The organism is Pseudomonas sp. YuFO20 (assembly GCF_035064975.1).
Classification (GTDB): domain Bacteria; phylum Pseudomonadota; class Gammaproteobacteria; order Pseudomonadales; family Pseudomonadaceae; genus Aquipseudomonas; species Aquipseudomonas putida_AE.
In genome coordinates this window covers 1-25,689 of sequence record NZ_JAXDEO010000043.1, presented here as the reverse complement: position 1 = coordinate 25,689, position 25,689 = coordinate 1, and the positions used below count along the sequence as shown (strand labels likewise).

At 61.1% G+C, this 25,689-nt stretch carries 19 protein-coding genes; 13 read left to right on the top strand and 6 right to left on the bottom strand.

Features of this window, described 5'->3' with window-relative positions; translation table 11 throughout:
* The first annotated feature begins 28 nt into the window (after positions 1-28).
* The 7 genes from tig to SOP85_RS22150 all read left to right on the top strand — a co-directional run bounded on the left by tig (position 29) and on the right by SOP85_RS22150 (position 9,593).
* A complete protein-coding gene (gene tig, locus SOP85_RS22180; protein ID WP_274074630.1) occupies positions 29-1,339 on the top strand; it encodes a trigger factor in 1,311 nt (436 codons plus the stop codon).
* A gap of 92 nt (positions 1,340-1,431) precedes the next feature.
* Positions 1,432-2,067, top strand: a complete 636-nt coding sequence (clpP, locus tag SOP85_RS22175; RefSeq protein WP_274074631.1) for an ATP-dependent Clp endopeptidase proteolytic subunit ClpP — start codon at positions 1,432-1,434, stop codon at positions 2,065-2,067.
* Positions 2,068-2,179: 112 nt separating this feature from the next.
* Complete coding sequence (clpX, locus tag SOP85_RS22170) at positions 2,180-3,463, top strand: ATP-dependent Clp protease ATP-binding subunit ClpX (protein WP_046817996.1); 1,284 nt, start codon at positions 2,180-2,182, stop codon at positions 3,461-3,463.
* 161 nt (positions 3,464-3,624) lie between these two features.
* Positions 3,625-6,021: an endopeptidase La gene (lon, locus tag SOP85_RS22165; protein ID WP_046817997.1), complete on the top strand. Its 2,397-nt coding sequence runs from the start codon at positions 3,625-3,627 to the stop codon at positions 6,019-6,021.
* 149 nt (positions 6,022-6,170) lie between these two features.
* Entirely contained in the window at positions 6,171-6,443 is a 273-nt protein-coding gene (locus SOP85_RS22160) for an HU family DNA-binding protein (protein WP_002552737.1), read from the top strand.
* Positions 6,444-6,676: 233 nt separating this feature from the next.
* Complete coding sequence (locus SOP85_RS22155; protein WP_274074632.1) at positions 6,677-8,548, top strand: SurA N-terminal domain-containing protein; 1,872 nt, start codon at positions 6,677-6,679, stop codon at positions 8,546-8,548.
* 193 nt (positions 8,549-8,741) lie between these two features.
* Entirely contained in the window at positions 8,742-9,593 is an 852-nt protein-coding gene (locus SOP85_RS22150; RefSeq protein WP_323628249.1) for a DUF2242 domain-containing protein, read from the top strand.
* A 346-nt stretch (positions 9,594-9,939) separates the two neighbouring features.
* On the opposite strand, the gene SOP85_RS22145 is transcribed toward SOP85_RS22150, so the two are convergent.
* Genes SOP85_RS22145 through SOP85_RS22125 form a run of 5 tightly spaced genes read right to left on the bottom strand, consistent with a single transcriptional unit; the run spans position 9,940 to position 15,184 of the window.
* Entirely contained in the window at positions 9,940-10,995 is a 1,056-nt protein-coding gene (locus SOP85_RS22145; RefSeq protein WP_274074634.1) for an AraC family transcriptional regulator, read from the bottom strand.
* Between the two features lie 3 nt (positions 10,996-10,998).
* The gene (locus SOP85_RS22140) at positions 10,999-12,129 is read right to left on the bottom strand and encodes a carbon-nitrogen hydrolase family protein (protein ID WP_274074635.1); all 1,131 of its coding nucleotides are present in this window, start codon (positions 12,127-12,129) and stop codon (positions 10,999-11,001) included.
* Between the two features lie 45 nt (positions 12,130-12,174).
* The gene (locus tag SOP85_RS22135) at positions 12,175-12,852 is read right to left on the bottom strand and encodes a TetR/AcrR family transcriptional regulator (RefSeq protein WP_323628247.1); all 678 of its coding nucleotides are present in this window, start codon (positions 12,850-12,852) and stop codon (positions 12,175-12,177) included.
* A gap of 23 nt (positions 12,853-12,875) precedes the next feature.
* A complete protein-coding gene (locus tag SOP85_RS22130) occupies positions 12,876-14,204 on the bottom strand; it encodes a spinster family MFS transporter (RefSeq protein WP_274074637.1) in 1,329 nt (442 codons plus the stop codon).
* Entirely contained in the window at positions 14,201-15,184 is a 984-nt protein-coding gene (locus SOP85_RS22125) for a flavin reductase family protein (protein ID WP_274074638.1), read from the bottom strand. The genes SOP85_RS22130 and SOP85_RS22125 overlap by 4 nt, the downstream gene beginning before the upstream one ends.
* A gap of 197 nt (positions 15,185-15,381) precedes the next feature.
* On the opposite strand from SOP85_RS22125, the gene SOP85_RS22120 reads away from it, so the two are divergent.
* The 6 genes from SOP85_RS22120 (at position 15,382) to SOP85_RS22095 (ending at position 24,826) form a co-directional block, all read left to right on the top strand.
* On the top strand, positions 15,382-16,815 hold the full coding sequence (locus SOP85_RS22120; RefSeq protein WP_323628245.1) for a coniferyl aldehyde dehydrogenase: 1,434 nt from the start codon (positions 15,382-15,384) through the stop codon (positions 16,813-16,815).
* A gap of 54 nt (positions 16,816-16,869) precedes the next feature.
* The gene (locus SOP85_RS22115) at positions 16,870-18,522 is read left to right on the top strand and encodes a methyl-accepting chemotaxis protein (RefSeq protein WP_323628243.1); all 1,653 of its coding nucleotides are present in this window, start codon (positions 16,870-16,872) and stop codon (positions 18,520-18,522) included.
* A 160-nt stretch (positions 18,523-18,682) separates the two neighbouring features.
* Positions 18,683-20,251: an amidase gene (locus SOP85_RS22110; protein ID WP_274074641.1), complete on the top strand. Its 1,569-nt coding sequence runs from the start codon at positions 18,683-18,685 to the stop codon at positions 20,249-20,251.
* A 377-nt stretch (positions 20,252-20,628) separates the two neighbouring features.
* On the top strand, positions 20,629-22,338 hold the full coding sequence (locus SOP85_RS22105) for an FAD-binding protein (RefSeq protein ID WP_323628242.1): 1,710 nt from the start codon (positions 20,629-20,631) through the stop codon (positions 22,336-22,338).
* An 8-nt stretch (positions 22,339-22,346) separates the two neighbouring features.
* Positions 22,347-24,047 carry an FAD-binding protein gene (locus tag SOP85_RS22100; protein ID WP_274074643.1) on the top strand — a complete coding sequence of 567 codons (1,701 nt, stop codon included), beginning with the start codon at positions 22,347-22,349 and terminating at the stop codon, positions 24,045-24,047.
* Positions 24,044-24,826: an SDR family oxidoreductase gene (locus tag SOP85_RS22095; RefSeq protein WP_274074644.1), complete on the top strand. Its 783-nt coding sequence runs from the start codon at positions 24,044-24,046 to the stop codon at positions 24,824-24,826. Before SOP85_RS22100 ends, SOP85_RS22095 begins: the two co-directional genes overlap by 4 nt.
* A gap of 161 nt (positions 24,827-24,987) precedes the next feature.
* Here SOP85_RS22095 and SOP85_RS22090 read toward each other — a convergent pair whose 3' ends face one another.
* Positions 24,988-25,449 carry a hypothetical protein gene (locus SOP85_RS22090; protein WP_323628241.1) on the bottom strand — a complete coding sequence of 154 codons (462 nt, stop codon included), beginning with the start codon at positions 25,447-25,449 and terminating at the stop codon, positions 24,988-24,990.
* Positions 25,450-25,689 lie beyond the last annotated feature (240 nt).

Genomic DNA, 25,689 nt, shown 5'->3' with positions numbered 1-25,689 from the left:
GCTAACGTCTGTGCAACGAGGAATATCCATGCAAGTTTCTGTTGAAAATACTACTGCTCTTGAGCGCCGCATGAGCGTCACCGTGCCGGCTGAGCGCATCGAGAGCCAGGTCAACAAGCGTCTGCAGCAGACCGCCCAAAAGGCCAAGATTGCTGGCTTCCGTCCAGGCAAAGTGCCAATGAGCGAAATCAAGCGCCGTTTCGGTGCTGACGCTCGCCAGGAAGCTGTAGGCGACGTGATCCAGTCTTCCTTCTACGAAGCTGTGGTTGAGCAGAAGCTGAACCCGGCGGGTTCGCCTTCGATCGAACCAAAATCCCTGGAAGCGGGCAAGGACCTGGAATACGTAGCCGTATTCGAAGTGTTCCCTGAGTTCACCGTTGCCGGTTTCGAAGGTATCGCCGTAGAGCGCCTGAGCGCTGACGTGGCTGACGCCGATCTGGACAAGATGCTGGACATCCTGCGCAAGCAGAACACCCGTTTCGAAGTGGCTGATCGCGCCGCTCAAAACGAAGACCAGCTGAACATCGATTTCGTTGGCAAGGTCGACGGTGAAGTGTTCGCTGGCGGTTCCGCCAAGGGCACCCAGCTGGTCCTGGGTTCCGGCCGCATGATCCCTGGCTTCGAAGACGGCCTGGTTGGCGCTAAAGCCGGCGAAGAGCGCGTTCTGAACCTGACCTTCCCTGAGGACTATCAGAACCTGGACCTGGCTGGCAAAACCGCCGAGTTCACCGTGACCGTCAACACCGTTTCCGAGCCAAAACTGCCAGAGCTGAACGAAGAGTTCTTCGCTCAATTCGGCATCAAGGAAACCGGTCTGGAAGGCTTCCGCACCGAAGTTCGCAAGAACATGGAGCGCGAACTGCGCCAGGCGATCAAATCCAAGGTCAAGAATCAGGTCATGGACGGTCTGCTGGCCACCAACCCGATCGAAGTGCCAAAGGCCCTGCTGTCCAACGAAGTCGACCGTCTGCGCGTGCAGGCTGTTCAACAGTTCGGCGGCAACATCAAGCCTGACCAACTGCCGGCCGAGCTGTTCGAAGAGCAAGCCAAGCGCCGTGTTGTCCTGGGCCTGATCGTGGCTGAAGTGGTCAAGCAATTCGACCTGAAGCCTGACGAAGCCCGCGTTCGCGAGATGATCCAGGAAATGGCTTCGGCTTATCAGGAGCCTGAGCAAGTTGTGTCCTGGTACTACAAGAACGACCAGCAACTGAACGAAGTTCGTTCGGTTGTGCTGGAAGAGCAAGTTGTGGATACTGTTCTGCAGAAAGCTAGCGTGACCGACAAATCGGTCTCTTACGAAGAAGCGGTCAAGCCGGTAGAAGCTCCACAAGCCGACTGATCATTTTTGCGCTAAGAAGCACACACATAAGCCAGCTCTCGAGCTGGCTTATGCGTATTCAAGACATAACTATTTGGGAGTGACTGCAGAGCATGTTCCGTAATTCGTATATTCAGCAGAACTCTGATATCCAGGCCGCAGGCGGCCTGGTCCCGATGGTTGTCGAGCAGTCCGCTCGTGGCGAGCGCGCCTACGACATCTACTCGCGTCTTCTCAAGGAGCGAGTGATCTTCCTGGTGGGTCCGGTAGAGGACTACATGGCCAACCTGATCTGTGCGCAACTGCTGTTCCTTGAAGCGGAAAACCCGGACAAGGACATCCATCTCTATATCAATTCCCCGGGCGGTTCGGTGACGGCGGGTATGTCGATCTACGACACCATGCAGTTCATCAAACCCAACGTGTCGACCACCTGTATCGGTCAGGCGTGCAGCATGGGCGCGTTCCTGCTGACGGCCGGTGCCAAAGGCAAGCGTTACTGCCTGCCGAACTCGCGTGTGATGATTCACCAGCCACTGGGCGGTTTCCAGGGCCAGGCATCGGATATCGAAATCCATGCCAAGGAAATCCTCTTCATCCGCGAGCGTCTGAACACGCTGATGGCCAAGCACAGCGGGCGTACTCTGGAAGAAATCGAGCGCGACACCAACCGCGACAACTTCATGAGTGCAGAAGCTGCGAAGGAATACGGTTTGATCGATGAAGTGATCAACCAGCGCCCCGCGTAAAATAAGCAGCTCAAAATAGGGGTGGTCGGCGGGTCCGATCACCAGCGGGCTTGAAAAAGCCCGCAATAGCCTTCATCTTGTGTTGCAAGCCTATCGGATTTGGATCGAACGAATGACTGACACCCGCAACGGCGAGGACAACGGCAAGCTGCTCTATTGCTCCTTCTGTGGCAAAAGCCAGCATGAAGTGCGCAAATTGATTGCCGGCCCCTCGGTCTTTATCTGCGACGAGTGCGTCGACCTGTGCAATGACATCATCCGTGAGGAGGTGCAGGAAGCCCAGGCCGAGAGCAGCGCGCATAAATTGCCTTCGCCTAAAGAAATCAGCGGCATCCTTGATCAGTATGTGATTGGTCAGGAGCGTGCGAAAAAGGTTCTGGCCGTAGCGGTGTACAACCACTACAAGCGTCTTAACCAGCGTGACAAGAAGAGCGACGACGTCGAGCTCGGCAAGAGCAACATTTTGCTGATCGGCCCGACAGGCTCGGGTAAAACCCTGCTTGCCGAAACACTGGCCCGCTTGCTGAACGTTCCGTTCACCATTGCCGACGCAACCACCCTCACCGAGGCGGGTTACGTGGGTGAAGATGTCGAGAACATCATTCAGAAGCTGTTGCAGAAGTGCGATTACGACGTGGAAAAAGCCCAGATGGGCATTGTCTACATCGATGAGATCGACAAGATCTCGCGCAAATCCGACAACCCGTCGATCACCCGGGACGTTTCCGGTGAAGGCGTGCAGCAGGCCCTGCTCAAGTTGATCGAAGGCACGGTCGCTTCCGTTCCACCTCAAGGTGGTCGCAAGCATCCGCAGCAGGAATTCCTTCAGGTCGACACCCGTAACATTCTGTTCATCTGCGGTGGTGCGTTCTCTGGTCTGGAAAAGGTTATTCAAAACCGTTCCACCAAAGGCGGCATCGGTTTCGGTGCAGAAGTGCGCAGCAAGGAAGAAGGCAAGAAAGTCGGTGAGTCCCTGCGTGAAGTCGAGCCTGACGATCTGGTCAAGTTCGGTCTGATCCCGGAATTCGTCGGTCGTCTGCCGGTCCTGGCCACGCTGGACGAGCTTGATGAGGCTGCGTTGATGCAGATCCTCACCGAGCCGAAAAACGCACTGACCAAGCAATACGCCAAGTTGTTCGAGATGGAAGGCGTAGACCTGGAATTCCGTGCCGATGCACTGAAATCGGTCGCAAAACGTGCCCTGGAACGCAAGACCGGTGCCCGTGGCCTGCGTTCGATTCTCGAAGGTGTACTGCTCGACACCATGTATGAAATCCCCTCGCAGTCCGAGGTGAGTAAAGTGGTGATCGACGAAAGCGTTATAGAAGGCAAGTCCAAGCCGCTGTATATCTATGAAAACAGTGAGCCTGCTGCCAAGGCCGCGCCAGACGCCTAAGCGTCACGCAGCCGGTACAAAGAAGGGGCCTTCGGGCCCCTTTGCTTTTTGCACTTTTTAACACTGTCTTTGTGCTTGTTTTTTTTCAAGGCAGCCCCCATCTTGGTTTCAAGCTTACATCCATCTGTTTCCGGCCTTATGGCCGCCGTAGAGGCGAAATCATGAAGACAACCATCGAATTGCCTCTCCTGCCATTGCGTGATGTCGTGGTTTATCCGCACATGGTTATCCCGCTGTTCGTGGGGCGCGAGAAATCCATCGAAGCCCTCGAGGCAGCGATGACGGGCGACAAGCAGATCCTTCTGCTGGCCCAGAGAAACCCTGCTGACGACGATCCCGGCGAAGACGCACTTTATCGCGTAGGTACGATTGCGACCGTTCTGCAGCTGCTCAAGCTGCCTGACGGCACGGTCAAGGTTCTGGTCGAAGGCGAGCAGCGTGGCGCCGTGGAGCGCTTCAGCGAAGTGGACGGCCACTGCCGCGCCGAAGTGTCGTTGATCGACGAGGTCGATGCGCCTGAGCGCGAGTCGGAAGTGTTCGTGCGCAGCCTGCTGTCGCAGTTCGAACAATATGTGCAGTTGGGCAAGAAAGTCCCGGCTGAAGTCCTGTCGTCGCTCAACAGCATCGATGAGCCAGGCCGCCTGGTCGACACCATGGCCGCGCACATGGCGCTGAAGATCGAGCAGAAGCAGGAAATTCTCGAAATCATCGATTTGTCGGCCCGTGTGGAGCACGTGCTGGCCTTGCTGGATGCCGAGATCGACCTGCTGCAGGTCGAAAAACGCATCCGCGGTCGTGTCAAAAAGCAAATGGAGCGCAGTCAGCGCGAGTACTACCTGAATGAGCAGATGAAGGCCATTCAGAAAGAGCTCGGTGACAGCGACGAAGGGCACAACGAAGTCGAAGAGCTGAAAAAGCGCATCGATGCCGCCGGCCTGCCGAAAGACGCGCTGGCCAAGGCGACGGCCGAGCTGAACAAGCTCAAGCAGATGTCGCCGATGTCCGCCGAAGCGACTGTGGTGCGTTCCTACATCGACTGGCTGGTCCAGGTGCCGTGGAAGGCCCAGAGTAAAGTGCGCCTTGACCTGGCTCGCGCAGAAGACATTCTCGACGCCGATCACTACGGCCTCGAAGAGGTCAAGGAACGCATTCTCGAATACCTCGCCGTGCAGAAGCGCGTGAAGAAGATTCGTGGTCCGGTGTTGTGCCTGGTAGGTCCTCCCGGGGTGGGTAAAACCTCGCTGGCGGAGTCCATTGCCCACGCCACCAACCGTAAATTCGTGCGCATGGCCCTCGGCGGCGTGCGCGATGAAGCGGAAATTCGTGGTCATCGCCGTACTTACATCGGTTCGATGCCTGGAAGATTGATTCAAAAGATGACAAAGGTGGGTGTGCGCAACCCGCTGTTCCTGCTCGATGAAATCGACAAGATGGGCAGCGACATGCGTGGCGATCCGGCGTCGGCGTTGCTGGAAGTGCTCGATCCGGAGCAGAACCACAACTTCAACGATCACTATCTGGAAGTCGATTACGACCTGTCCGATGTGATGTTCCTGTGCACCTCCAACTCCATGAACATTCCACCGGCGCTGCTGGACCGGATGGAAGTGATTCGTCTGCCGGGTTACACCGAAGACGAGAAGATCAACATCGCCGTCAAGTACCTCTCGCCCAAGCAGATCACGGCCAACGGCCTGAAGAAAGGCGAGCTGGAATTCGACGCCGAAGCGATCCGCGACATCATCCGCTACTACACCCGCGAAGCCGGTGTACGGGGCCTGGAGCGCCAGATTGCCAAGGTCTGCCGCAAGGCGGTCAAAGAGCATGCGCTGGAAAAACGCTTCTCTGTGAAGGTCACTGCGGATGATCTGGAACACTTCCTGGGCGTGCGTAAATTCCGCTACGGCCTGGCAGAGCAACAGGACCAGATCGGTCAGGTGACCGGCCTGGCGTGGACTCAGGTGGGGGGTGAGTTGCTGACCATCGAAGCCGCTGTCGTCCCGGGTAAAGGCCAGCTGATCAAGACCGGTTCCCTGGGTGACGTGATGGTCGAATCGATCACCGCAGCCCTGACCGTTGTGCGCAGCCGGGCCAAGAGCCTGGGCATTCCCCTGGACTTCCACGAGAAGCGCGACACGCACATCCACATGCCGGAAGGCGCGACCCCGAAAGACGGCCCTAGCGCCGGCGTGGGCATGTGCACGGCATTGGTCTCGGCACTGACCGGCATCCCCGTTCGTGCAGATGTTGCCATGACGGGTGAAATTACCCTGCGTGGCCAGGTATTGGCGATTGGCGGCTTGAAGGAAAAACTGCTGGCCGCGCATCGTGGCGGAATCAAGACCGTGATCATTCCTGAAGAGAATGTTCGCGATTTGAAGGAAATTCCGGACAATATCAAGCAAGATCTTCAGATTAAACCAGTTAAATGGATTGACGAGGTCCTGCAAATTGCGCTGCAATACGCCCCGGAGCCCTTACCGGATGTGGCTCCGGAGATAGTCGCGAAGGATGAGAAACGTGACGCAGATTCTAAGGAAAGAATTAGCACGCATTAGTACGTATTTGCCTGGGGGGCTTCCTTGACAGCTTTTTAGAGCCCTTGTTATAAAGCGGCTCTTAAGTGTCTGTAGGCCATTCAGCACTCGTTTTTGCTTTCACCAAAAAAACTTAGAATCATACTCAAATAGATATAAGGGGACTTAGAGTGAACAAGTCGGAACTGATTGATGCTATCGCTGCATCCGCTGATATCCCGAAAGCTGCTGCTGGCCGTGCGCTGGACGCTGTAATCGAATCCGTCACTGGCGCTCTCAAGGCTGGCGACTCCGTGGTTCTGGTTGGTTTCGGTACCTTCTCCGTAACTGATCGTCCAGCTCGCATCGGTCGTAACCCACAGACCGGTAAGACGCTGGAAATCGCAGCTGCCAAAAAACCAGGTTTCAAAGCCGGTAAAGCACTGAAAGAAGCTGTCAACTAAGTTCCATTCAGGTTTTTGCCTATCCGGGTCGGGGTCAAGCCTGACCTGGCAGCGGAGCGGTAGTCCAGTCGGCAGTTCGCCGGTCCGAGACGCCGAGGCTTGTCAAGACGAGTCATCGGTCCGCTCCGCCAGTTACGAGAAGGCGCATCCTCGGATGCGCCTTTCTTCTATCCGGATTCTACCCACGCTCCACGGTTGCCTAATTTTGAAGTTCAACCGTTTATGGGGGACGCATGCTGCAAAATATCAGGGACAATTCACAAGGCTGGATTGCCAAGACCATTATCGGGGTCATCGTTGCACTGATGGCCTTGACCGGTTTCGACGCCATTTTCCAGGCCACGACGAGCAAGAACGAAGCGGCGAAGGTCAATGGTGAAGAAATCAGCCAGAACGAGCTGAGCCAGGCGGTCGATATGCAACGCCGTCAACTCATGCAACAGCTGGGCAAGGATTTCGACGCCTCTTTGCTCGACGAAAAAATGCTGCGCGAATCGGCCCTCAAAGGCCTGATCGACCGCAAACTGCTGCTGCAAGGCGCAGAAAACTCCAAATTCGCTTTCTCCGAAGCGGCGCTGGACCAGGTCATCCTGCAAACACCTGAATTCCAGGTGGATGGCAAGTTCAGCGCTGAGCGTTTCGACCAGGTGATTCGTCAGCTCGGCTACAGCCGCATGCAGTTCCGCCAGATGCTGGCTCAGGAAATGCTGATCGGGCAACTGCGCGCCGGTGTGGCGGGTAGCGGTTTCGTCACCGATGCCCAGGTCCTGGCCTTCGCCCGTCTGGAAAAACAGACCCGCGATTTCGCTTCCCTGAACATCAAGGTCGACCCGTCGACCGTGAAGCTGACCGACGAAGAGGTCAAGGCCTACTACGACGAGCACGCCAAGGAATTCATGACGCCGGATCAGGTGGTCATCGATTACCTGGAGTTGAAGAAGGCTTCCTTCTTTGATCAGGTCAGCGTCAAGGACGAAGACCTGCAAGCGGCGTATCAGAAAGAAACCGCGAACCTGTCCGAGCAACGCCGGGCTGCGCACATTCTGGTCGAAGTGAACGACAAGACCACCGAAGCGCAGGCCAAGGCCAAGATCGAAGAGATCAAGGCCCGCCTGGACAAGGGTGAGCAGTTCGACGCCCTGGCCAAGGAATTCTCCCAGGACCCGGGTTCGGCGAACAACGGCGGCGACCTGGGCTACGCAGGTCCTGGCGTCTATGACCCGGCGTTCGAGAAAGCCCTGTATGCGTTGGCCCAGGACCAGGTTTCCGAGCCGGTTCGCACCGACTTCGGTTTCCACCTGATCAAGCTGTTGGGCGTGGAAGCGCCTGAAGTGCCGACGTTGGCCAGCCTGAAAGACAAGCTGACCCGCGAATTGAAGGCCCAGCAGGTCGAGCAGCGTTTCGTCGAAGCGACCAAGCAACTGGAAGACGCCGCGTTCGAAGCCTCCGATCTGGTCCAGCCTGCGCAGGACTTGAAGCTGACCGTTCATACTTCCGCGCCATTCGGCCGTGAAGGTGGCGAAGGCATTGCGGCCAACCGTGCCGTGATCACCGCAGCGTTCAGCCCGGAAGTACTGGATGAGAGTGCCAACAGCACCGCCATCGAGCTCGACCCCGACACCGTGATCGTGTTGCGTGCCAAGGAACACCTCAAGCCTGAACAACTGCCACTGGAAAAGGTGGAAGGTCCGATCCGCATGCAATTGGCCAAGGAGCATGCCATTGCTGCCGCCAAGACCCGTGCTGACGAGCTGATTGCCAGCCTGCGTGATGGCAAGACCCCTCTGGACAAGCCGATCGACGGTCAGAGCTGGAAGGTTACCGAAGCTGCGACCCGCGCTCAGGAAGGCGTTGACCCGGCTGTGCTGCAGGCGCTGTTCCGCATGCCCAAGCCTGCCGCCAAGGACAAGCCGACTTTCAGCAGCGTCACCTTGCCTGATGGCAGCCTGATGATCGTGCGTCTGAACGGTGTGAACGAGGCCGCAACGCCGACCGAAGAAGAGAAGGCTCAATACCGTCGCTTCCTCGCTTCGCGCGTTGGCCAGCAAGACTTCGCGGCTTACCGCAAGCAGCTGGAAAGCCAGGCCGAGATCAAGCGTTTCTGATCTCAGTCCGCGTGATATGAAGACCCCGGCCGTTAGGCCGGGGTTTTTTTTCGCCTGTATTGCACGAGGCGGGGTAATTTTCTCCCGACCATCGGGTCAACACCCCTGTAACTGTTTTAAGACACAATCGGTACGCCGCTAAGCATCGATCTGTTGCACAATACGCCCCGAACCGTTTCTCTCAGGATGTTCAATGTTTAAATCAATTCCCATGCGGGTTGTCGGGCTGGCCTTGGTGCTGGCTGCTGCTGCCGGTTGTTCGTCGAAGAAAGCCGCCATCTACGAGCATGAGAACTTCGATGATTCCGGAACCTTTTCCCGCAACTATCCGGTGACCGATTCGGCCTCCTGTGAAGCGGCTCGTCGAGCCTTGCTGAGCCAGGGCTATATCATCACCAGCAGTGATCCGAAGCTGGTCAGTGGACACAAGAGCTTCCAGCAGACCGGCGAAAACCACATGGAAATCAGTTTCAGCGTGGTCTGCACCGAAGACGGCACGACGGAGCACCATGCCACCGTGTTCGCCAACGCCCTGCAGGACAAGTACGCGCTGAAGAAAACCAACAACTCGGCCAGCCTCGGTGTCGGCGTGCTGGGCTCGGTGTCGATGCCGATCGGCTCGTCGGACGATTCGATGGTCAAGGTCGCGAGCGAAACCGTCACCTCGGCCAAGTTCTACGAGCGTTTCTTCGCCCTGGTCGAGCTGTTCCTGCCCAAGGAAGTGAAAGCCGCGGCGCACATCCCCGACAAGCCGAAAACCGACCTGGGCGTGCCCGAGCCGAAGCCGGCACCGGCACCGGCGCCAGCGCCGTTGGCACCGGAATCTGCGCCAGAGCCTGCCCCGGCGCCAGAAGCCGCCAAGGCCCCTGAAGTCGCTCCAGCCGCTTCCGAGCCGGTTGCGCCGCCGCCTGAGGCCGCACCGATTTCCTCGTCCCCAAACGCTGAGCCAACGCCTTCCACGGAAAGCATCACGCCACCCGCCAACCCGAGCGACATGGCACCACCTGCGGAGCCGATCCAGGCCATGCCCGTCACTGGCCAGTGATTGCGCCACGGGGCCAGGCGACTTCGCGCCGGCCCCGTTACCGCTACAAAGATTGACCCGCGTCAAACAGACCGTCGTCCTGCGGCCTGCAGCAAAAAAATCCTGTGATAAATTCCCTCCCGCCTGCTACGTTTTATCTGTAAGCGACGAACTGTCGTGTCCGCGTCATTTTTCTTTCACGCGGGCACTTTAGGCTCAAGGCGCTGGTCATTTATTCAGACGTTTTTTCATGAGCTGTGGGGGATTCGAAAATGGACGATTATCAAGAAGAACTGCTCGAGTATCAGGCGTTTGAACTGGACCCACTGGAACCCGCCGAAGACGCGACCGAGCTTTAACGTTCAGCTTAAAGCTTGCTGCTGATGGCTGTCTCTCTGCGACTACGGCGAAACTCGCCGGGCGTCTGGGCGGTCCAGCGCTTGAAGGCGCGTTGAAAGGCTTCGGCTGAGGCAAAGCCCAGCAGATAGGCGATTTCGCCGAACGCCAGTTCGGTATCGCGGATGTAGGTCATGGCCAGGTCGCGACGGGTGTCGTTGAGGATCGCACGAAACTGCGTGCCTTCTTCGGCGAGCTTGCGGCGCAAGGTCCAGACCGGCAGCTTCAGGCGTGCCGCCACTTCTTCCAGGTCGGGTTCCCGGCCACCATTGAGCAACGGCCCCAGCAATTGAGTGATGCGTTCACCCAGGCTGCGGGTGCGTGTCAGCTGCTCCAGCTCTCGCTCACACAACTTCAACAAGTGGCGCCAGGTGCTCGGGCAATGCTCGGGGTTGCGCTGGGCAAGGCTGGCCAGGCTCAGGCGCAGTTGATTGTGCTCGGCGCCAAACTGGATCGGGCAGTCGCCCAGCACCTCGTAGGCCGCGCGGTAACCGGGATCCTCGAACTCGATGTCGATGCGTTCGGCGCGCAGCGGGGCAGGGCTGACGCTGGACAATTGCTGCAACCAGCCACAGATGATCGAATCCACCACGAAGCGGTTGTAGCTGTTGTAGGGGCTGATGGAATAGAAGCGCAACCAGGCACCCTGGGCATCTTCGTGAAAGCTCGATTGACCGCGATAGTTGGAGCCATACAAGGCTTCGAATCGAATCAGGCAGCGCGCCGCCTCGCGCACCGTCGGCGCCTGGGCGGCAGTCACGCCGGCAAGGCCGGCCTGGCTCAGGCGACTGAGCAGGCCCATCTGCAAGCCGAGCGCCGGGTTGCCGGTCAACTGGATGGCCGCGTGGCCCAGGCGCATGTAGCGCGGGATCGAGAGACGGGCACCGGCTTCACTCAACCGGGCCGCATCCAGGCCGTATTGCTCGAGCAGTGGTTGCGGGTCTGTGCCGTGGCTGCGCACGGCGTCGGCCAGGCTGTGAACAAAACCCACCGACAGATCACCCAGGCGCATGGGGGTGGGTTTCATGGCCTACAGCCAAAGATTCAGCAGACGCGCACCGCGGGCCTTGCCGTCGGCGAAATGCCGGCCGTTGCTGCTGAGAAAACTCTGCCCGGCGCTGCCCTGATCCCAGAACTGTCCACGCAGGAATACATTGATGCCGGCGATGGCCTGGCTGGCGGGTGCTTGAGTGCTCAGGTTCAGGCGCTGCCAGGCCTGGCCTTCACTGACTTCCCCGGCCTTGAGGCTGACGGAGGCGGGTGTCGATGAGTCCTTGTAGCCACGCCACGGCTGGTCCCAGGTACCGCGACCGGAGACAAACGCCGGGACAGCAACCAGCTGTACCTGTTGAGTATCGAGTTTGCGGTAGTTGTCCGGGTACCAGCTGTCGCTGCCGATCAGCACGCCCAGGCGCCCGGCCGGGGTGTCGACGACATTGAGCCTGTGTTCGCCGTTGGCCTTGATCGCCTCCTGCTGTTCGAACACCGGATACATCTGGCGCTGGGGTTGGCCGATGGGCAGGCCATCGCGGCCGAACACCACGCTGCTGTTGAACAACGCGCCACGGCCGATTTTCAACGTGCCGTCGACGACACTGGGTTCGGGCAGCACGATGGAGCCGGCCACCAGGGTGACGTCAAACTCCTTGGCCAGTCCGCCGAACAACGCCTGGTAATCCTTGGCCATGCCTTTGGCTTTCATGCGCAGGTGCGCGTCGTCGATACGGCTCTCGCCCTCGGCGCCAATCAGCGCGCGGACGAACTTCAGCGGGTTGCTCACGGCCAGCCAGTTCATGGCTTCCTTGAACGTGCCGGCCTGGTACAACTCGTCCTTTTCGCCGCTGACCATCAGCCAGGTGCCGACATGTTCGGGCAATACGACGATGGTTTTTTCATTCAACAGCCCCTGGTCCCGGGCCTTCTGCAAGTAGGCGGCGAGTTTGCGGTGCAAGCGTTCGGGGCTTTGGTAGTCGGTGGGAAACAGTTCGGGCTGGATGCCCAGCAAATTGCCGCGGTCAGCGGGCGTGCCCTGGTCGACGGCGACATCGATCCGCAGATCCGAGAGGTACAGCCCCGTCGGGCGATCCGCGGCCCACATTGCGTAGGTCGTAAGGGCGGCGACAAGCGCCATGGAGAACGTCAGGTACAAAAGTTTGCGCATGGGGGAACAGTCAATAGCCCTCTACAGGCTTGTCATCGATTTGCGTCAAGGATAAAGCGAATCAGGCGGTGGGTGGGGAAAATTGACAGCGCCTCGCGTTATTGGCCGCGTCGCAGGTGTTTTGGTCTTCTGGTTGTTGGCGATAATGCACGCCACTACCTCTGTCAGTGTTTCTGTCAGCTGTGCTTCGCTGGTCTCGAGGGTATACCACTGCGACTGGCCAAACAGCATGGCAATGACAGCACTGGTGGTCGGGCAGATGTCTGCACAGGCCGCGCCTTTCTCGCCGTAGCTGTCAGTGTTGATGGCGTTCAAGAGAGCGGCGTAGCGGTTTTTCAGCTGGATCACCTGCTTCTTCTGTTCTTCGTTCAGGTTGGTGAACTCACGGGTGACCAGCGTCAGTCTGTATTTTTCATTACAGTTGAAAGCGACGAAAGCCTGGATGAATAGCCACAGACGTGCACGAGCGTTGCGTGCGCCTTTCATTCGCCGCAGCGTGTCCAGCAGCAGGTCCGACAAGGCCGACTCGATGAGTTCGAACAACAAGGCCTGCTTGTTTTCGATGTGGTGGTAGAGCGACCCGGCATGCAACCCCAGGTAGCTCGCCAGGTCGCGCAAGCCGATGGCCTGATAGCCGTGGGTGGCGAAGAGTTCGAGTGCCGCGTCCAGCAGTCGATCGCGGGCGCTGTGTATTGGATTGGCTGATGCGCTGGTGGTTGGCATGGATGTCCCGTCAACTGGAAAAATTATCCCGCGTGGCGATAGCCTGTTGCGCGAGCATGGTGCGCCGTGCGCATCAGCAGCAGCACCGCACAAATTACCGGAAGGTTCACCAGCAGCAATGCATAGCGCAATGACTCCTGGCCAAACAGCGGTAGCAACATGTCGCTGCACAAGCCGGTCAACAAGGGGCCGACGCCAATACCGAGCAGCGTGCTGACGATGGTTTGCAGCGCCATGGCGGTACCGCGCCTACCCGCTGGCACCAGTTGCGTGACGAGGTTGTAGGAGGGCGCGACCCACCACACCGCAAAGAAGGAATACAGCGCACACCAGAGCATGGCGTCTGGGATCGGCACGTCGCCCAGATGCACCAGCACGGAGTCGGACCACAGTAGATAGGGGACCAGGGCGCAGGTGGCCGCGAGGTGGCCCACTACGGGAATGGACACCTGCCAATGGGGATCGCGACGGCACAGGCGGTCGCTCAACCAGCCACTGAACAGACCACCGATCCCGGCCGAGGTCCCGCAGATCACCCCCGCCAGCAAGCCGGCGTGTTGCAGTGACAAGCCGTGGGAGCGCACCAGGAAACTGGTGTTCCACATGGCAATGGCATAGGAGCTGAGCGTGGTCAGGCCGCCCGCGAGAATCAGGCAGCGGTAGGCCGGCAATGCCCAGAGCTTGCGGGCTTCGGCGCCCATGCCAAGCAGCGCGGGCGCTGTGTGGGTGTGTGGCGTGAGGTCCCAGCGGCCACGCTGCGGCTCGCGCACGAAAAACGCCAGGAGGGTGCAAAACACCAGGGCCGGCATGCCCAGGGCAATGAACGCCGTGCGCCAGCCATAGTGCTCGACCACCCAGGCACCGATACTCAAACCGATGATCGAGGAAAAGGTCGGCGCCGCGGTAAAACAACTGATGGCGAAGGAGCGACGATGGGCCGGATACAGGTCGGCGATCAACGAAAGCGAGGCCGAAGTGGTCGGCGATTCGCTGATGGCCACCAGCATTCGCGCAACGGCCAGCGCCAGGAAGCTGCCCGCCAGCCCGCACGCCATGGTAGCCACGGCCCAGAGCAGGCAGGACATGGCCAGCAGGCGGATACGCGGCATGCGGTCCACCAGCCGCCCGGCCGGCAGGCCCATGAGTGCATAGACGGCCGCGAACGCCAAGCCAGAGATCAAGCCGATGGCCGTGTCGCTGACGCCGAATTCGGCCTTGATCGGTTCGACCATGACCGCGAGTATCTGGCGCCCGACAAAGTTGTCGGCAAACACCATGGCCAGCAGCAACAGCAGGCCATGGCTGCCCCAGCCGACCGTGGCGGCCGGCAGCGTACTTGCGCGAGCGGTCATCGCGGCGCCCACAGGTCAGGCAGGCCCGGGTCGCTCACGTGAATCAGGCGCTTGAGCAACACCTTCAAGGCTTGGGCATCGGCGGCGCCGAGCTTGGCCGACAGGTCTTCTTCCACGGCCTTGGCCAGCGCCAGCTGATGCAACGAAACTTCGCGGCCCTGGGCGGTGAGGACAAAACGCGGCGCTTGTGCCGGCCCTTCGAAGGCCACCAGGCGCTGGCGCTCGAGAAAACGCATGCTGGCCAGCGTCACTTCGCGGCCGGTGTAGGTGACGAAGGTGTTGATCTCCTCCAGCGTCATGTTGTCGCGGATACACAGGATCGACAGGACGAAGAACGTCTGTTCGTCCAGCTGCTGGCTGTTCAGCAGTTGGCGCAGGGCATTGAGCGCCTGGTAATGGCCGCGCCCCAGCAGGTAGCCGAGCAAGTCCTCTGTGTAGCTGCACTCGGGCGGTGGCGGCGTGGTCGCCAGGCGCAGTTCGCTGCGGGGCTTGCGCGTGGCCAGGGCATATTGGCCGCTCTGGAACGCCAGCGGCGCGCGGTCGCTGTGATCGAAGGCGAGTACTTCGCCGACGAAAATCACATGGTCGCCACCTTCGTACTGGAACGCGGTGCGGCACTGGAAGCGCGCCGTACAATCCTGCAGCAACGGTGCCTCGCTGATGCCATTGTCAAGTTGGATCTCGGCGAACTTGTCCTCGCCCTGGGTGGCGAATCGTCCCGACAGGGTCTCCTGCTCCGTGGACAGCACGTGCACGTTCCAGTGCTTGCCGCTGCTGAAGATCGGCAGGCTGCGCGCTTGCTTGGACAGGCTCCAGAGCACCAGCGGCGGGTTGAGCGACACCGAGTTGAAACTGTTGGCGGTGATGCCCACGGGCGAGCCGTCTTCGGTCTGGGTGGTGATGATCGTGACCCCGGTGGTGAACGTGCCGAGCGCGGCGCGAAATGCCTGGGGATCGAAGCTGATATTTTGCATTGCCATGACTGGCCTCATGGGGTGGAGGTTTTCGTATGGCCAGTATTGGACGTTTGCAGGCCTTGAACATCGTCTCAACGGACTAACGCTAATGCACCGCCTCGTCCGATTGGACGAGGCGGCGCAGGCGTGTGCGAGGCTAGGGTGGCGCCAGGCGCATCGGGCGCTCACCGGCCATCGAGCCAACCTGCAAGGGGATAACAATGAGTTCAGCCACGTCTTCGGACGACCTTTCCAGCCTGCTTGCGCGCCAGAAAGAAGCCTTTGCCGGCGCCGGCAGTGTCAGCGTCGACACCCGCCGCCAGCGCCTGCAGCAAGTGATCGACCTGCTGGTCGACAACCACGGGGCATTGACCACGGCGATCGACCAGGACTTTGGCGGACGGCCCGCCGGCTTTTCCCTGATGAATGACGTGCTGGGTTCACTGGCTTCGCTCAAATATGCCCGCGATCATCTGCAAGGGTGGATGCAGGACGAGCCGCGGGAAATGTTTGCCCCCTATGACCAGCTCGGCGCCAGGGCCTGGGTCATGCACCAACCCAAAGGCACGGTGGGCATCCTCGGCACCTGGAACGCCCCGCTGTACACCTTGTTCAGTCCTCTGGCCTCGGCGCTGGCAGCGGGCAACCGGGCCATCCTCAAACCGTCGGAAGTGGTGCCGCGCACCGCTGAACTGGTGGCGCGCCTGTGCGCCGAACACCTCGACCCGCTGGTGGTGACCGTGGTCAATGGCGGCCCGGAGTTGGGCGAGGCGTTCAGCAGCCAGCCTTTTGATCATCTGGTGTTTACCGGCAGCACGGCGATTGGCCGGCGGGTAATGGGCAATGCCGCGAAAAACCTGGTGCCGGTGACCCTGGAGCTGGGTGGCAAGTCGCCGGTGATCGTCTCGTCCAGCGCCGACCTGAACAAGGCCGCCTTCAGCATCGCCGCAGGCAAGGCCGGTAATGGCGGACAGATCTGTATCACCCCGGACCTGGTGTTTGTGCCCAAGGCCCGCCTCGAGTCTTTCCTCGATGCATTGCGCGGCGCTTATCGCGATCTCATCCCGACGGTAGCCGGCAACCCGGATGTGGTGGCAGTGGTCAACCAGCGCCATCTGGAGCGGGTCGAGGGCCTGGTCGAGGATGCGCAATCGCGCGGTGCGCGCATCGAGTGCCTGCCCGAACCCCTCGCGGTGGATCCCCAGGATCGGCGTCGTCCGCTGCGGGTGGTGGTGGATCCGGCCCAGGACAGCCTGATCATGCACGAGGAAATCTTTGGCCCGGCCATGGTCGTGCTGGGTTATGACGAGCTCGATCAGGTCATCGCACAAATCAACGCAGGGCCACGTCCGTTGGCGCTGTACTACTTCGGCGAGGATGCACAGGAGCAACGTCATGTGCTCGAGCACACCCTGTCCGGCGGGGTCACGATCAACGATGTGATGATGCATGCCGCCCTGCACGATGCGCCGTTCGGTGGTATCGGTGCCTCGGGCATGGGCCATTACCATGGCCGCGAAGGCTTTCTCGAATTCAGTCACCTGCGCACGGTGTTCAAGGCCTCGGCCCACGACCCGCGCCGGGAATGGGGCCTGTTGCCGCCCTATGGCGAGCACTTTCTGGCGGCGATGCTGGCCGGGGTCACTCGCGACTAATTCCAGGCTGGGGTACCTTGCGCCCCATCCGCTCCAGGGGACAGGCCATTGATCATGTTCAAGGCAATTACGATCGCCCAGCGCCTGTGGCTCTGGGCGCTGTTGGCCACCTTGTTGTTTGCCCTGGCGGTACTATTCGGCGCCTACGGTTTGCAGCAGGCGCGCGACAGCCTGCGGGCCATCAACGAGGACAACCTGGCGACCTTGTTGCTGTTTGGTGACATCGAACATCGCCTCGGTGAAAGTCGTCGCCAGGTTCTGCTGGCGATCCAGCAAGACCCGGAAGGCTCGCTGGTGGCGGCGTTTGACCGTCCGGTGGAAGCCACCCTGAGTGCCATCGAGAGTAACAATGTGGCACTGGCGAAGATTTGGGCGAGCTATCGCCAACGCTCATTGAGTGGCGAAGAGCAGCAGGCGGCTGATGCGTTCGACCAGCATTACCGGGCATGGCAGGACGAGTTGGGCATCCTTCTGGAATCCTTTCGCGTCGGCGATTTTCGCCTGCCGGACATTCTGTCCTTTCTGCGCATGGCCGAGCCCCGGGGCAATGCCGCCGTGGCTGAGCTGAGCAAGCTGCAGGCCTTGCAGAAGCTGCGCGCTGCGCAGGCCTACGAGGCGGCGCAGTACCGCTATCGTTCGACGTTGCTGGCTTACCTGGCACTGGCGGTGGTAGGCGGCCTGGTGGGCAGCCTCACCGCGTTTTCCACGCTGCGTCGGCTCAAGCGTGCCTTTGCCCAGGCCGGTGCCTGCGTGCGGGCCATCGCCAGTGGCGATCTGGTGCAACCAATCGAGATCAAGGGCGGCGACGAGTTCGCGCTGATGCTGCGCGACATTGCGCTGATGCGTGACGGCCTGCACGGGCTCATTTCACAGATGCGCGAGCTGGTGCAGCGGGTCAGTCACGAAGCGGCGCACATGGCTGAGTCGGCGGAGTCGGCTTCTACGGCCACCCAGCAACAGGCGGACGCGGTGCACGGGATTTCCCGGGCGGTGGAGGACCTCTCGGGGTCGATCAGCGAAGTGGAAAACCATGTCGGCGTGTCTCGCGACATCACCCAGCATTCGGCGCGGCGCTCGGGCAAGAGCGAGGAATTTATTCGCGACATGGCCCAGGAGATGAACCGCATCAGCGACGTGATCAGTGACACTGCCGTGCACATTCGCCAGCTGGAAGGGTTCTCCGGGGAGATCAGCCACGTGCTCAAGGTTATTCGCAGCATTGCCGAGCAAACCAACCTGCTGGCGTTGAACGCCGCCATCGAGGCCGCGCGGGCAGGGGAGGCGGGGCGCGGGTTTGCCGTGGTCGCCGACGAAGTTCGCCTGTTGGCCCAACGCACCGCCAGCTCGATTGGCGAAATCGATCTCACCGTGCAGCGCATCCAGGAAGGCACGCTGGCGGTGGTCGACGGCATGGGGCGGGTGGTCAGCCGGGTGCGTGACGGCGTCAACCTGGCCCATGAGGCCGGCGATTCGGTGGCGCAGATTCGCAGCGGCACCGATGATGTGATCCGCAGCGTGGACACCATCGCCACGGTGATCACCGAACAGGTGCGGGTCACTCGGGAAATGGTCGCCAGGGTCGAGAGCGTTTCCAGCGGCACCGGTGCGCTGTCGGCCAATGCCGGGCGCAGCGCGGTGGCCGCCGCGGACCTGGAGCAACTGGCGCGGGCACTGGATCAGTTGTCGGCACGATTCAATGTTGCATGAGCAGACACTGCATTCACTGTGGGAGCGAGCCTGCTCGCGAAGAGGCCAGCATAATCAACATCAATGTTGACTGATCCATCGCTTTCGCGAGCAGGCTCGATCCCACAGGGCGTAAGACCTGAACACTCTAATAACCCACAAACAGGGCGCGATCACTACAATGGATAACCACGAAAACGCACCACTCAACTCCGCCACTGGCTGGCCGCGCCGCAGCGTGCTCAAGGCCGGTGCCGTGGCGGTCGGCGTCGGCCTTCTTGGGCGGTTTGCCGACGCCCGCGCGGCGGGGCTTTCGGCCAGCGACTACCAGGCCATGGACGCCTGGGCGATGAGCCAGGCGATCCGCAGTGGCGAGCTGAGTGCCGAGGACCTGCTGGCGGCGACACTGGCCCGTTACAACGAGGTCAACCCCCGGGTCAATGCGGTGAACATGCTGCATGAAGCCTACGCACGCGCCATGCTTGCCCAGCGCCGCGCGGCCGGCACCTTAAACCAGGGCGCCCTGGCCGGCGTGCCACTGCTGATCAAGGACCTCAATACCTCGCTGCAAGGGACCGTCACCAGCAACGGAAGCCGGATGTTCAAGGACTCACCGCCCGCCACCCGCACCAGTACCCTGATCAGCCGGTATGAACAGGCCGGCGCGGTGCCGTTCGGCAAGACCACATGCCCCGAGTTCGGCCTGACCACCACCACCGAATCCCTGGCCTGGGGCCAGACCCATAACCCCTGGAACCTGGCCATGAGTGCGGGCGGCTCCTCCGGTGGCGCGGCGGCGGCGGTGGCAGCGGGGATCGTGCCCGTGGCCCACGCCACCGATGGCGGCGGCTCGATCCGCATTCCGGCTTCGTATTGCGGCCTGGTCGGGCTTAAGCCCAGTCGCTATCGCACCCCCAGCGGACCGCTGCATTTCGAAGGCTGGTTTGGCGCCAGCGTGGGTAACGTGGTCTCGCGCACGGTCCGCGATACCGCGCTGTTCCTCGATGTCGGGCAAGGCCATGAAGCGGGAAGTGCCTATTGGAGCCCACCCTTGGTACGACCTTATGTGCAAGAGCTGCAGCGCGAACCGGGCAAGTTGCGGGTAGCCGTGGTGCGCCAATCGCTGACCGGTGCGCCGCTGGAACCGGCGATTGCCGCCACCCTGGAACAGACCATCAAGCAACTGCTCGCCCTTGGGCACGAGATCGACGAGTTGACCCTCGGGGTCGATCCTCGCCAGTTGTTCGGCGCCCACGGCACGGTGATCGGGACGGCGGTGCGAACCCTGATCCACGACCGTGAACAGGTGCTCGGCCGCGCAGCCACGGCGCAGGATCTGGAGAAGATCACCCTGGTCAACCTGGAGCGTTCCAAGGGCACCAGCGGCGAGGACCTGTACCGCGCCCGCCAATCGTTCGAGAACATCGGCGCGACCATGGAGCAGCACTTCGAACGCTACGACGTGATCCTGTCGCCGGTCACCGGCAGCCTCACGCCCAAGCTCGGCCTGCTGTCCCTCGACCAGCCCTGGGACAGCTACGCCCACAATGCCATGGGCAGCGCCGGCTTCACCGTGCTGGCCAACGTCAGCGGCCAGCCGGCCATCTCGCTACCTTTGGGCCAGAGCGACAACGGCCTGCCGGTGGGCATGATGTTCACCGCGCGTTTAGGCGGCGAAGACGTACTGCTGCGCCTGGCCAGCCAGCTGGAGCAGGCGCATCCGTGGGCCGCCAGACGCGCCGCTCTTTAATCCCATACCTGTGGGGGCCTGCTCATGATGGCGGCGTGTCAGGCGATGGAGATGTTAGCTGTGCCGGCCTCATCGCTGGCAAGCCAGCTCCTACAGTGTGATTGGGTGTTGCCGGGATTGGGTTCCCTTGTAGGAGCCGGCTTGCCGGCGAAGGCGATATGTCAGCCGATTGAGATGCTGGATTTGCCGACCTCTTCGCTGGCAAGGCAGCTACAGGGTGAGCACATGGAATGACAGGGGGTGTGTACGACCAGGCCCCTAGTCCACTTTGACGATGAGCCCATCCCCCCGCAGCCCCGATCATGGGGCTGCACTCCGCCAGCGCACCCTGCGTGGTCGGCGGTTTCTTCCTGACCTCAGCTAATGGCATAACAACAATGACGGCTCAAGTTCAGTCTCAGACCCACTACGACGTGATCGTCGTTGGTTCGGGCGCAGGTGCGATGACTTCGGCGGTGTTCCTCGCCGACCAGGGAATGCGCGTGCTGGTGCTGGAGAAAAGCGACCAGTACGGCGGCACTTCGGCGATCTCCGGGGGCGGTATCTGGATCCCCAACAACCACTACTTCGCTCGCCAGCGCGGCAACGACAGCTACGCCACGGCGCTGACTTATCTCAAGGCCGCGGCAGGCGAACATGTCGATGAAACGCGCCTGCGTGCCTACCTCGACAATGCGCCGAAGATGATCGAACAGCTCACCCGTATCAGCCGGGTGCGCTACGCGGTGGCAGCGAAATACCCAGATTATTATCCGCACCTGCCGGGGGCGCTGCCCGGCGGGCGGACCCTCGACCCGGAGATGTTCGACACCAGCCTGTTGGGTGATGAACTGGCGAACCTGCGCAAGCCGTCACCTTCAACCCTGCTGATGGGGCGCATCGCCTGGACCGCGCGCGATGCGCACAAGGCCATGGCCCGCAGTTTTGGCTGGCGCCTTTTGATCATGAAACTGATGCTGCGCTACAAGCTGGACTTCAAATGGCGGCGCAAGAGCAAGATGGATCGCCGGGCATCCCTGGGCAGTTCGCTGGTGGCTTCGTTGCGCCGCTCGCTGATGGACCGCGACGTACCGCTGTGGCTTAACACCGATTTCTGCGGCCTGGTCACCGATAACGGTCGGGTCAGCGGCGTCACCGTGCGGCGTGACGGCGCCGAGTTGCAACTGCAGGCGCGCCTGGGGGTGATCCTGGCCTCCGGTGGCTTTGAGCAAAACCAGGGCCTGCGTGACCAGTACCTGCCCAAGCCGACCCGCAGGGCCTGGAGCGCGACGCCGCCGGGCAATAACACAGGCGCGGCCCTGGAAGCCGGCATCGCCCAGGGCGCGGCCACCGCGTTGATGGATTGGGCCTGGTGGGCACCGACCATTGCCGTGCCGGGAGAAGACAAACCCCGGGGGATCTTCGCCGAACGTGCGTTCCCCGGCGCCATCGTGGTCAACGGCCTGGGCCAACGCTTTGTCAACGAAGCGGCGCCGTACCTCGAATTCGTCGACGCCATGCACCAGGACAACCAGAAAACCGGCGGCAAGTCGGTGCCGGCCTGGGTGATCTTCGACGCGCATTTCCGCTTCAACTACGCCATGGGTCCGTTGATGCCGGGCCAGATCATGCCCGACAGCCGCCTGCGCAAAGAGTGGCTCAACAATCTGTACTGGAAGGCTGACACCCTGGTCGGCCTGGCCCGGCAGATCGGCATCGACAGCGCTGGCCTGGAGGCCACCGTCAACAAGGTCAACGGCTATGCCGAGAGCGGCGTGGACCTCGACTTCGCCCGTGGCGGCAACGTCTTCGACCGCTATTACGGCGACTGCAACATCAAGCCCAATCCTTGCCTGGCACCCTTGAAAAAAGGCCCGTACTACGCCATGCGCCTGGACGCCGGGGACATCGGCACCAAGGGCGGCCTGTTGACCAACGAACATGCCCAGGTGGTACGCGATGACGGTTCGACCATCGCTGGCCTGTACGCCATCGGCAACTGCTCGGCGTCGGTGATGGGCACCAGCTATCCGGGCGCCGGCGGCACCCTGGGACCGGCGATGACCTTCGGTTATGTCGCCGCCAACCACCTGGCCAGCCAGCGTTAGGAGGGGTTATGCCAATGTCCGATAACCTCCCCAGCACCGACGTGCTGCCACCCTTGCAAGTGGCCGATGGCAACAGTGTGACGTGGGACCAACAATGCGACGTGGTGATCGTCGGCTGGGGCGCGGCCGGTGCCTGCGCCGCGCTGGAAGCCCGGGCCCAGGGCGCCGACGTGTTGATCGCCGACCGCTTCACCGGCGGCGGCGCCAGCGCCAAGAGCGGCGGGGTGGTGTACGCCGGTGGTGGCACACGCCATCAACAGGCAGCGGGTTTCAACGATAGCCCCGAAGCCATGTTCGATTACCTCAAGCACGAAACCCGGGGCGTGGTCGGCGATGACACCCTCTGGCGCTTCTGCACAGACAGCGTGAGCAACCTGCAATGGCTGGAAAGCCACGGCGCACCCTACGCCCACCAGATGCCACCGGGCGGGGGCAAGACCTCATACCCGCCCGACGGCTACTTCCTCTATTACTCGGGTAACGAATTGGTGCCTGATCACGGCGGTCCCTTGCCGCCTGCACCACGAGGGCATCGCACCGTGGGCAAAGGGCAGGGCGGCGCAGTGCTGTTTGCCCACCTCAAGGCCGCGTGCCTGAAGGCCGGAGCGAAGACGCTGTTGCAGGCGGCGGCGCGACGACTGGTGACCGATCGCCAGGGGCGGGTACTGGGCGCCGAGTTCTGGTGCATGCCCGAAGGCAGCAAGGAAGCACAGCTGCATGCACGACTGGCGGCCCGCGCCGAACGCTTGCAGAACTTCGCCCCTGGCTATTGCAACAAACTGCGCAAGAAGGTTTGCCAGCTGGAACGGGACTTCGCCCAGCCACGCCGGGTACGGGCGCGCGATGGTGTGATCCTCAGCACCGGCGGTTTCATCTTCAATCGCCAGCTACTCGAACAGCACGCGCCGAAGTTCCGGCGCAACTTCAAGGTCGGCGCCACCGGCTGCGATGGCAGTGGCTTGCGCCTGGGCACCAGTGTCGGTGGCCAGGGTGCGGGGCTTGAGCGGGTATCCGCGTGGCGCTTTATCAACCCGCCGTACAGTTGGCACAAAGGCATCGTGGTCAATCGCGAGGGTCGGCGCTTCTGCAACGAAGAAGTCTACGGCGCCACCCTCGGCCAACCCTTGATGGAAGAACAGGGCGGCAAGGCGTGGCTGGTGCTGGATGCGCCGCTGCGCAAGAAAGCCATCCGCGAAGCGCTGTTCGGCGGCTACTGGTGGTTCCAGAGCTTTCCGGCCCTGGCGCTGATGCTGTTCAAGGTGCGCAAGGGCAAGAGCCTGACCGAGCTGGCCAGTGCAACGTCCATGGCCCCCGCCGTGCTGCGCGACTCGGTGCTGGCGGCCAACGCCGCCGCCCGTGGCGAGGCGCCGGAGCCGTTCGGCAAGTCCGAAGGCGGGCGCCAGGTGCTTGAACAAGGACCGTTCTATGCCTGTGATATCTCGGTGACCAATCCAGTATTCCCCCTGGGCGCCCTGACCTTGGGCGGCTTACGCGTGGATGAGCGCAGCGGCGCGGTGCTCGACCAGCAAGGCCAGGCCATCACTGGATTATACGCCGCCGGACGCAGTGCCCTGGGCATCCCTTCGCACCTGTACATCAGTGGCCTGTCCCTGGCCGACTGCGTGTTCTCCGGCCGTCGAGCCGGTGCCGCCGTCGCCCGTGCCCGCAGCCAGCAATCGCAAACAACCCTCGCACAGGAGACCCCATGATGACCCTCGAGCAAACCAGGAAGAACGGGCGTGTTCACAGCAAGGTTGCGCTGGTCACCGGCGGCGCCAGGGGCATCGGCGCTGCCAGCGCGCGCCTGCTGGCGGCCGAAGGTGCCCAGGTGCTGATCAGCGACCTGGACGTCGAGGCCGGCCAGGCCCTGGCCGCTGAAATCGGGCCAACCGCCGCTTTCATCCGCCACGACGTCAGCAGCGAAGACCAGTGGCGTCAGGTCATCGACCATGTGCGCGAGCACTACGGTCGCCTGGATATCCTGGTCAACAACGCCGGCATCCTGATCGCCGGCTCGATCGAGGAAACCAGCCTGGCTGATTGGCACAAAGTAATGCGCGTGAACGCCGACAGCGTGTTCCTGGGCTGCCGCGAAGGCATCGCGTTGATGAAGGACAGCGGTGGCTCGATCATCAACCTGTCGTCCATCGCAGCCCTGGCCGGGCGCGACGATTACCTCGCCTACAGCGCCTCCAAGGGCGCAGTGGCGGCGTTGTCGCGTTCGGTGGCGGTGATGTGCCGGCGGCGCAAATACCGCATCCGCTGCAACACCCTGCACCCCGACGGCGTACTCACCAACATGACCCGCGGCGGCTTCCCCGAAGGCGTCGACCCCAACCGCCTGACCATCGACAGCGATCCGATGAACCGCATGTGCCGCCCCGAGGATGTGGCGGCCAGCGTGCTGTTCCTGGCCAGCGACGAGGCGCGGGCGATCAATGGTGTTGAGTTGCGTGTTGATAGTGGGCAGATGGTGATGAGTATCTAGTTGTTTGGACCGGGGTTCGCGGGCAAGTTTCGCTCCTACAGAGTGAACATCAAAAAGTGTAAGGAATCGCCTTCTGATATTCACTCTGTAGGAGCTGCCGCAGGCTGCGATCTTTTGATCTTTTGCTAGCCTGTTCGGCATCTATCGAGGCTTCTCTTGATTCAATGCGTCTGCCCAGTGGCCGAATCACCTTGGCTAACGATAATCTCATTGTCCTTGGAAAGTGAATGTATGAGGTTTTGGCCGGTGACTTCCATAACCTGGCCGTCTTGTGCATAGGTGACTTCGACATGGCCTCCGCCAAAAAAATCTACGCGATAAATACGTGTCTGATCCTGTGTTCGCACAGCGAATGATTCAATCTCGGACAAGTTCCTGATCCCTATTGATTTGGGGACAATATTTTCGATGGTCACATTTCCCTGCCGCATGACCATCGTTGCCCCGTCCGGACGAGTGACTTTCATGCCGCCCTCAATTTTTTCGATGACGTGACCATAAACCTGACCGCCAAGGACGTTATTTTCGTCGTCCAGGTGAAGTACGCTTTTACCCGCTGGCACTTCTGTTTCCGGCGTATGTATCTCGAACGTTATTTTATCGTCTGCTTCATGCTTGCTCATTATGCTGCTCCTTTTTAGTTGCCGGAATTGGCGGTGTTGTTTCTAAGGTGTGAGTCGTGCGTGTTACCAGTTGCACCCTGCCCATCAGGAAATACTCAGGCTTCTCCGAACAATATCCATTTGATATTTTCCTCTTCGACGATCACTCGGTCGGCGAGCAAGAAGCGGCTGTGGTGCCTTTGGATTTTTACTGTTGGCAGGATTTCGCCCTTCTCGAAACGGCGAATTTGTGCACCTTCG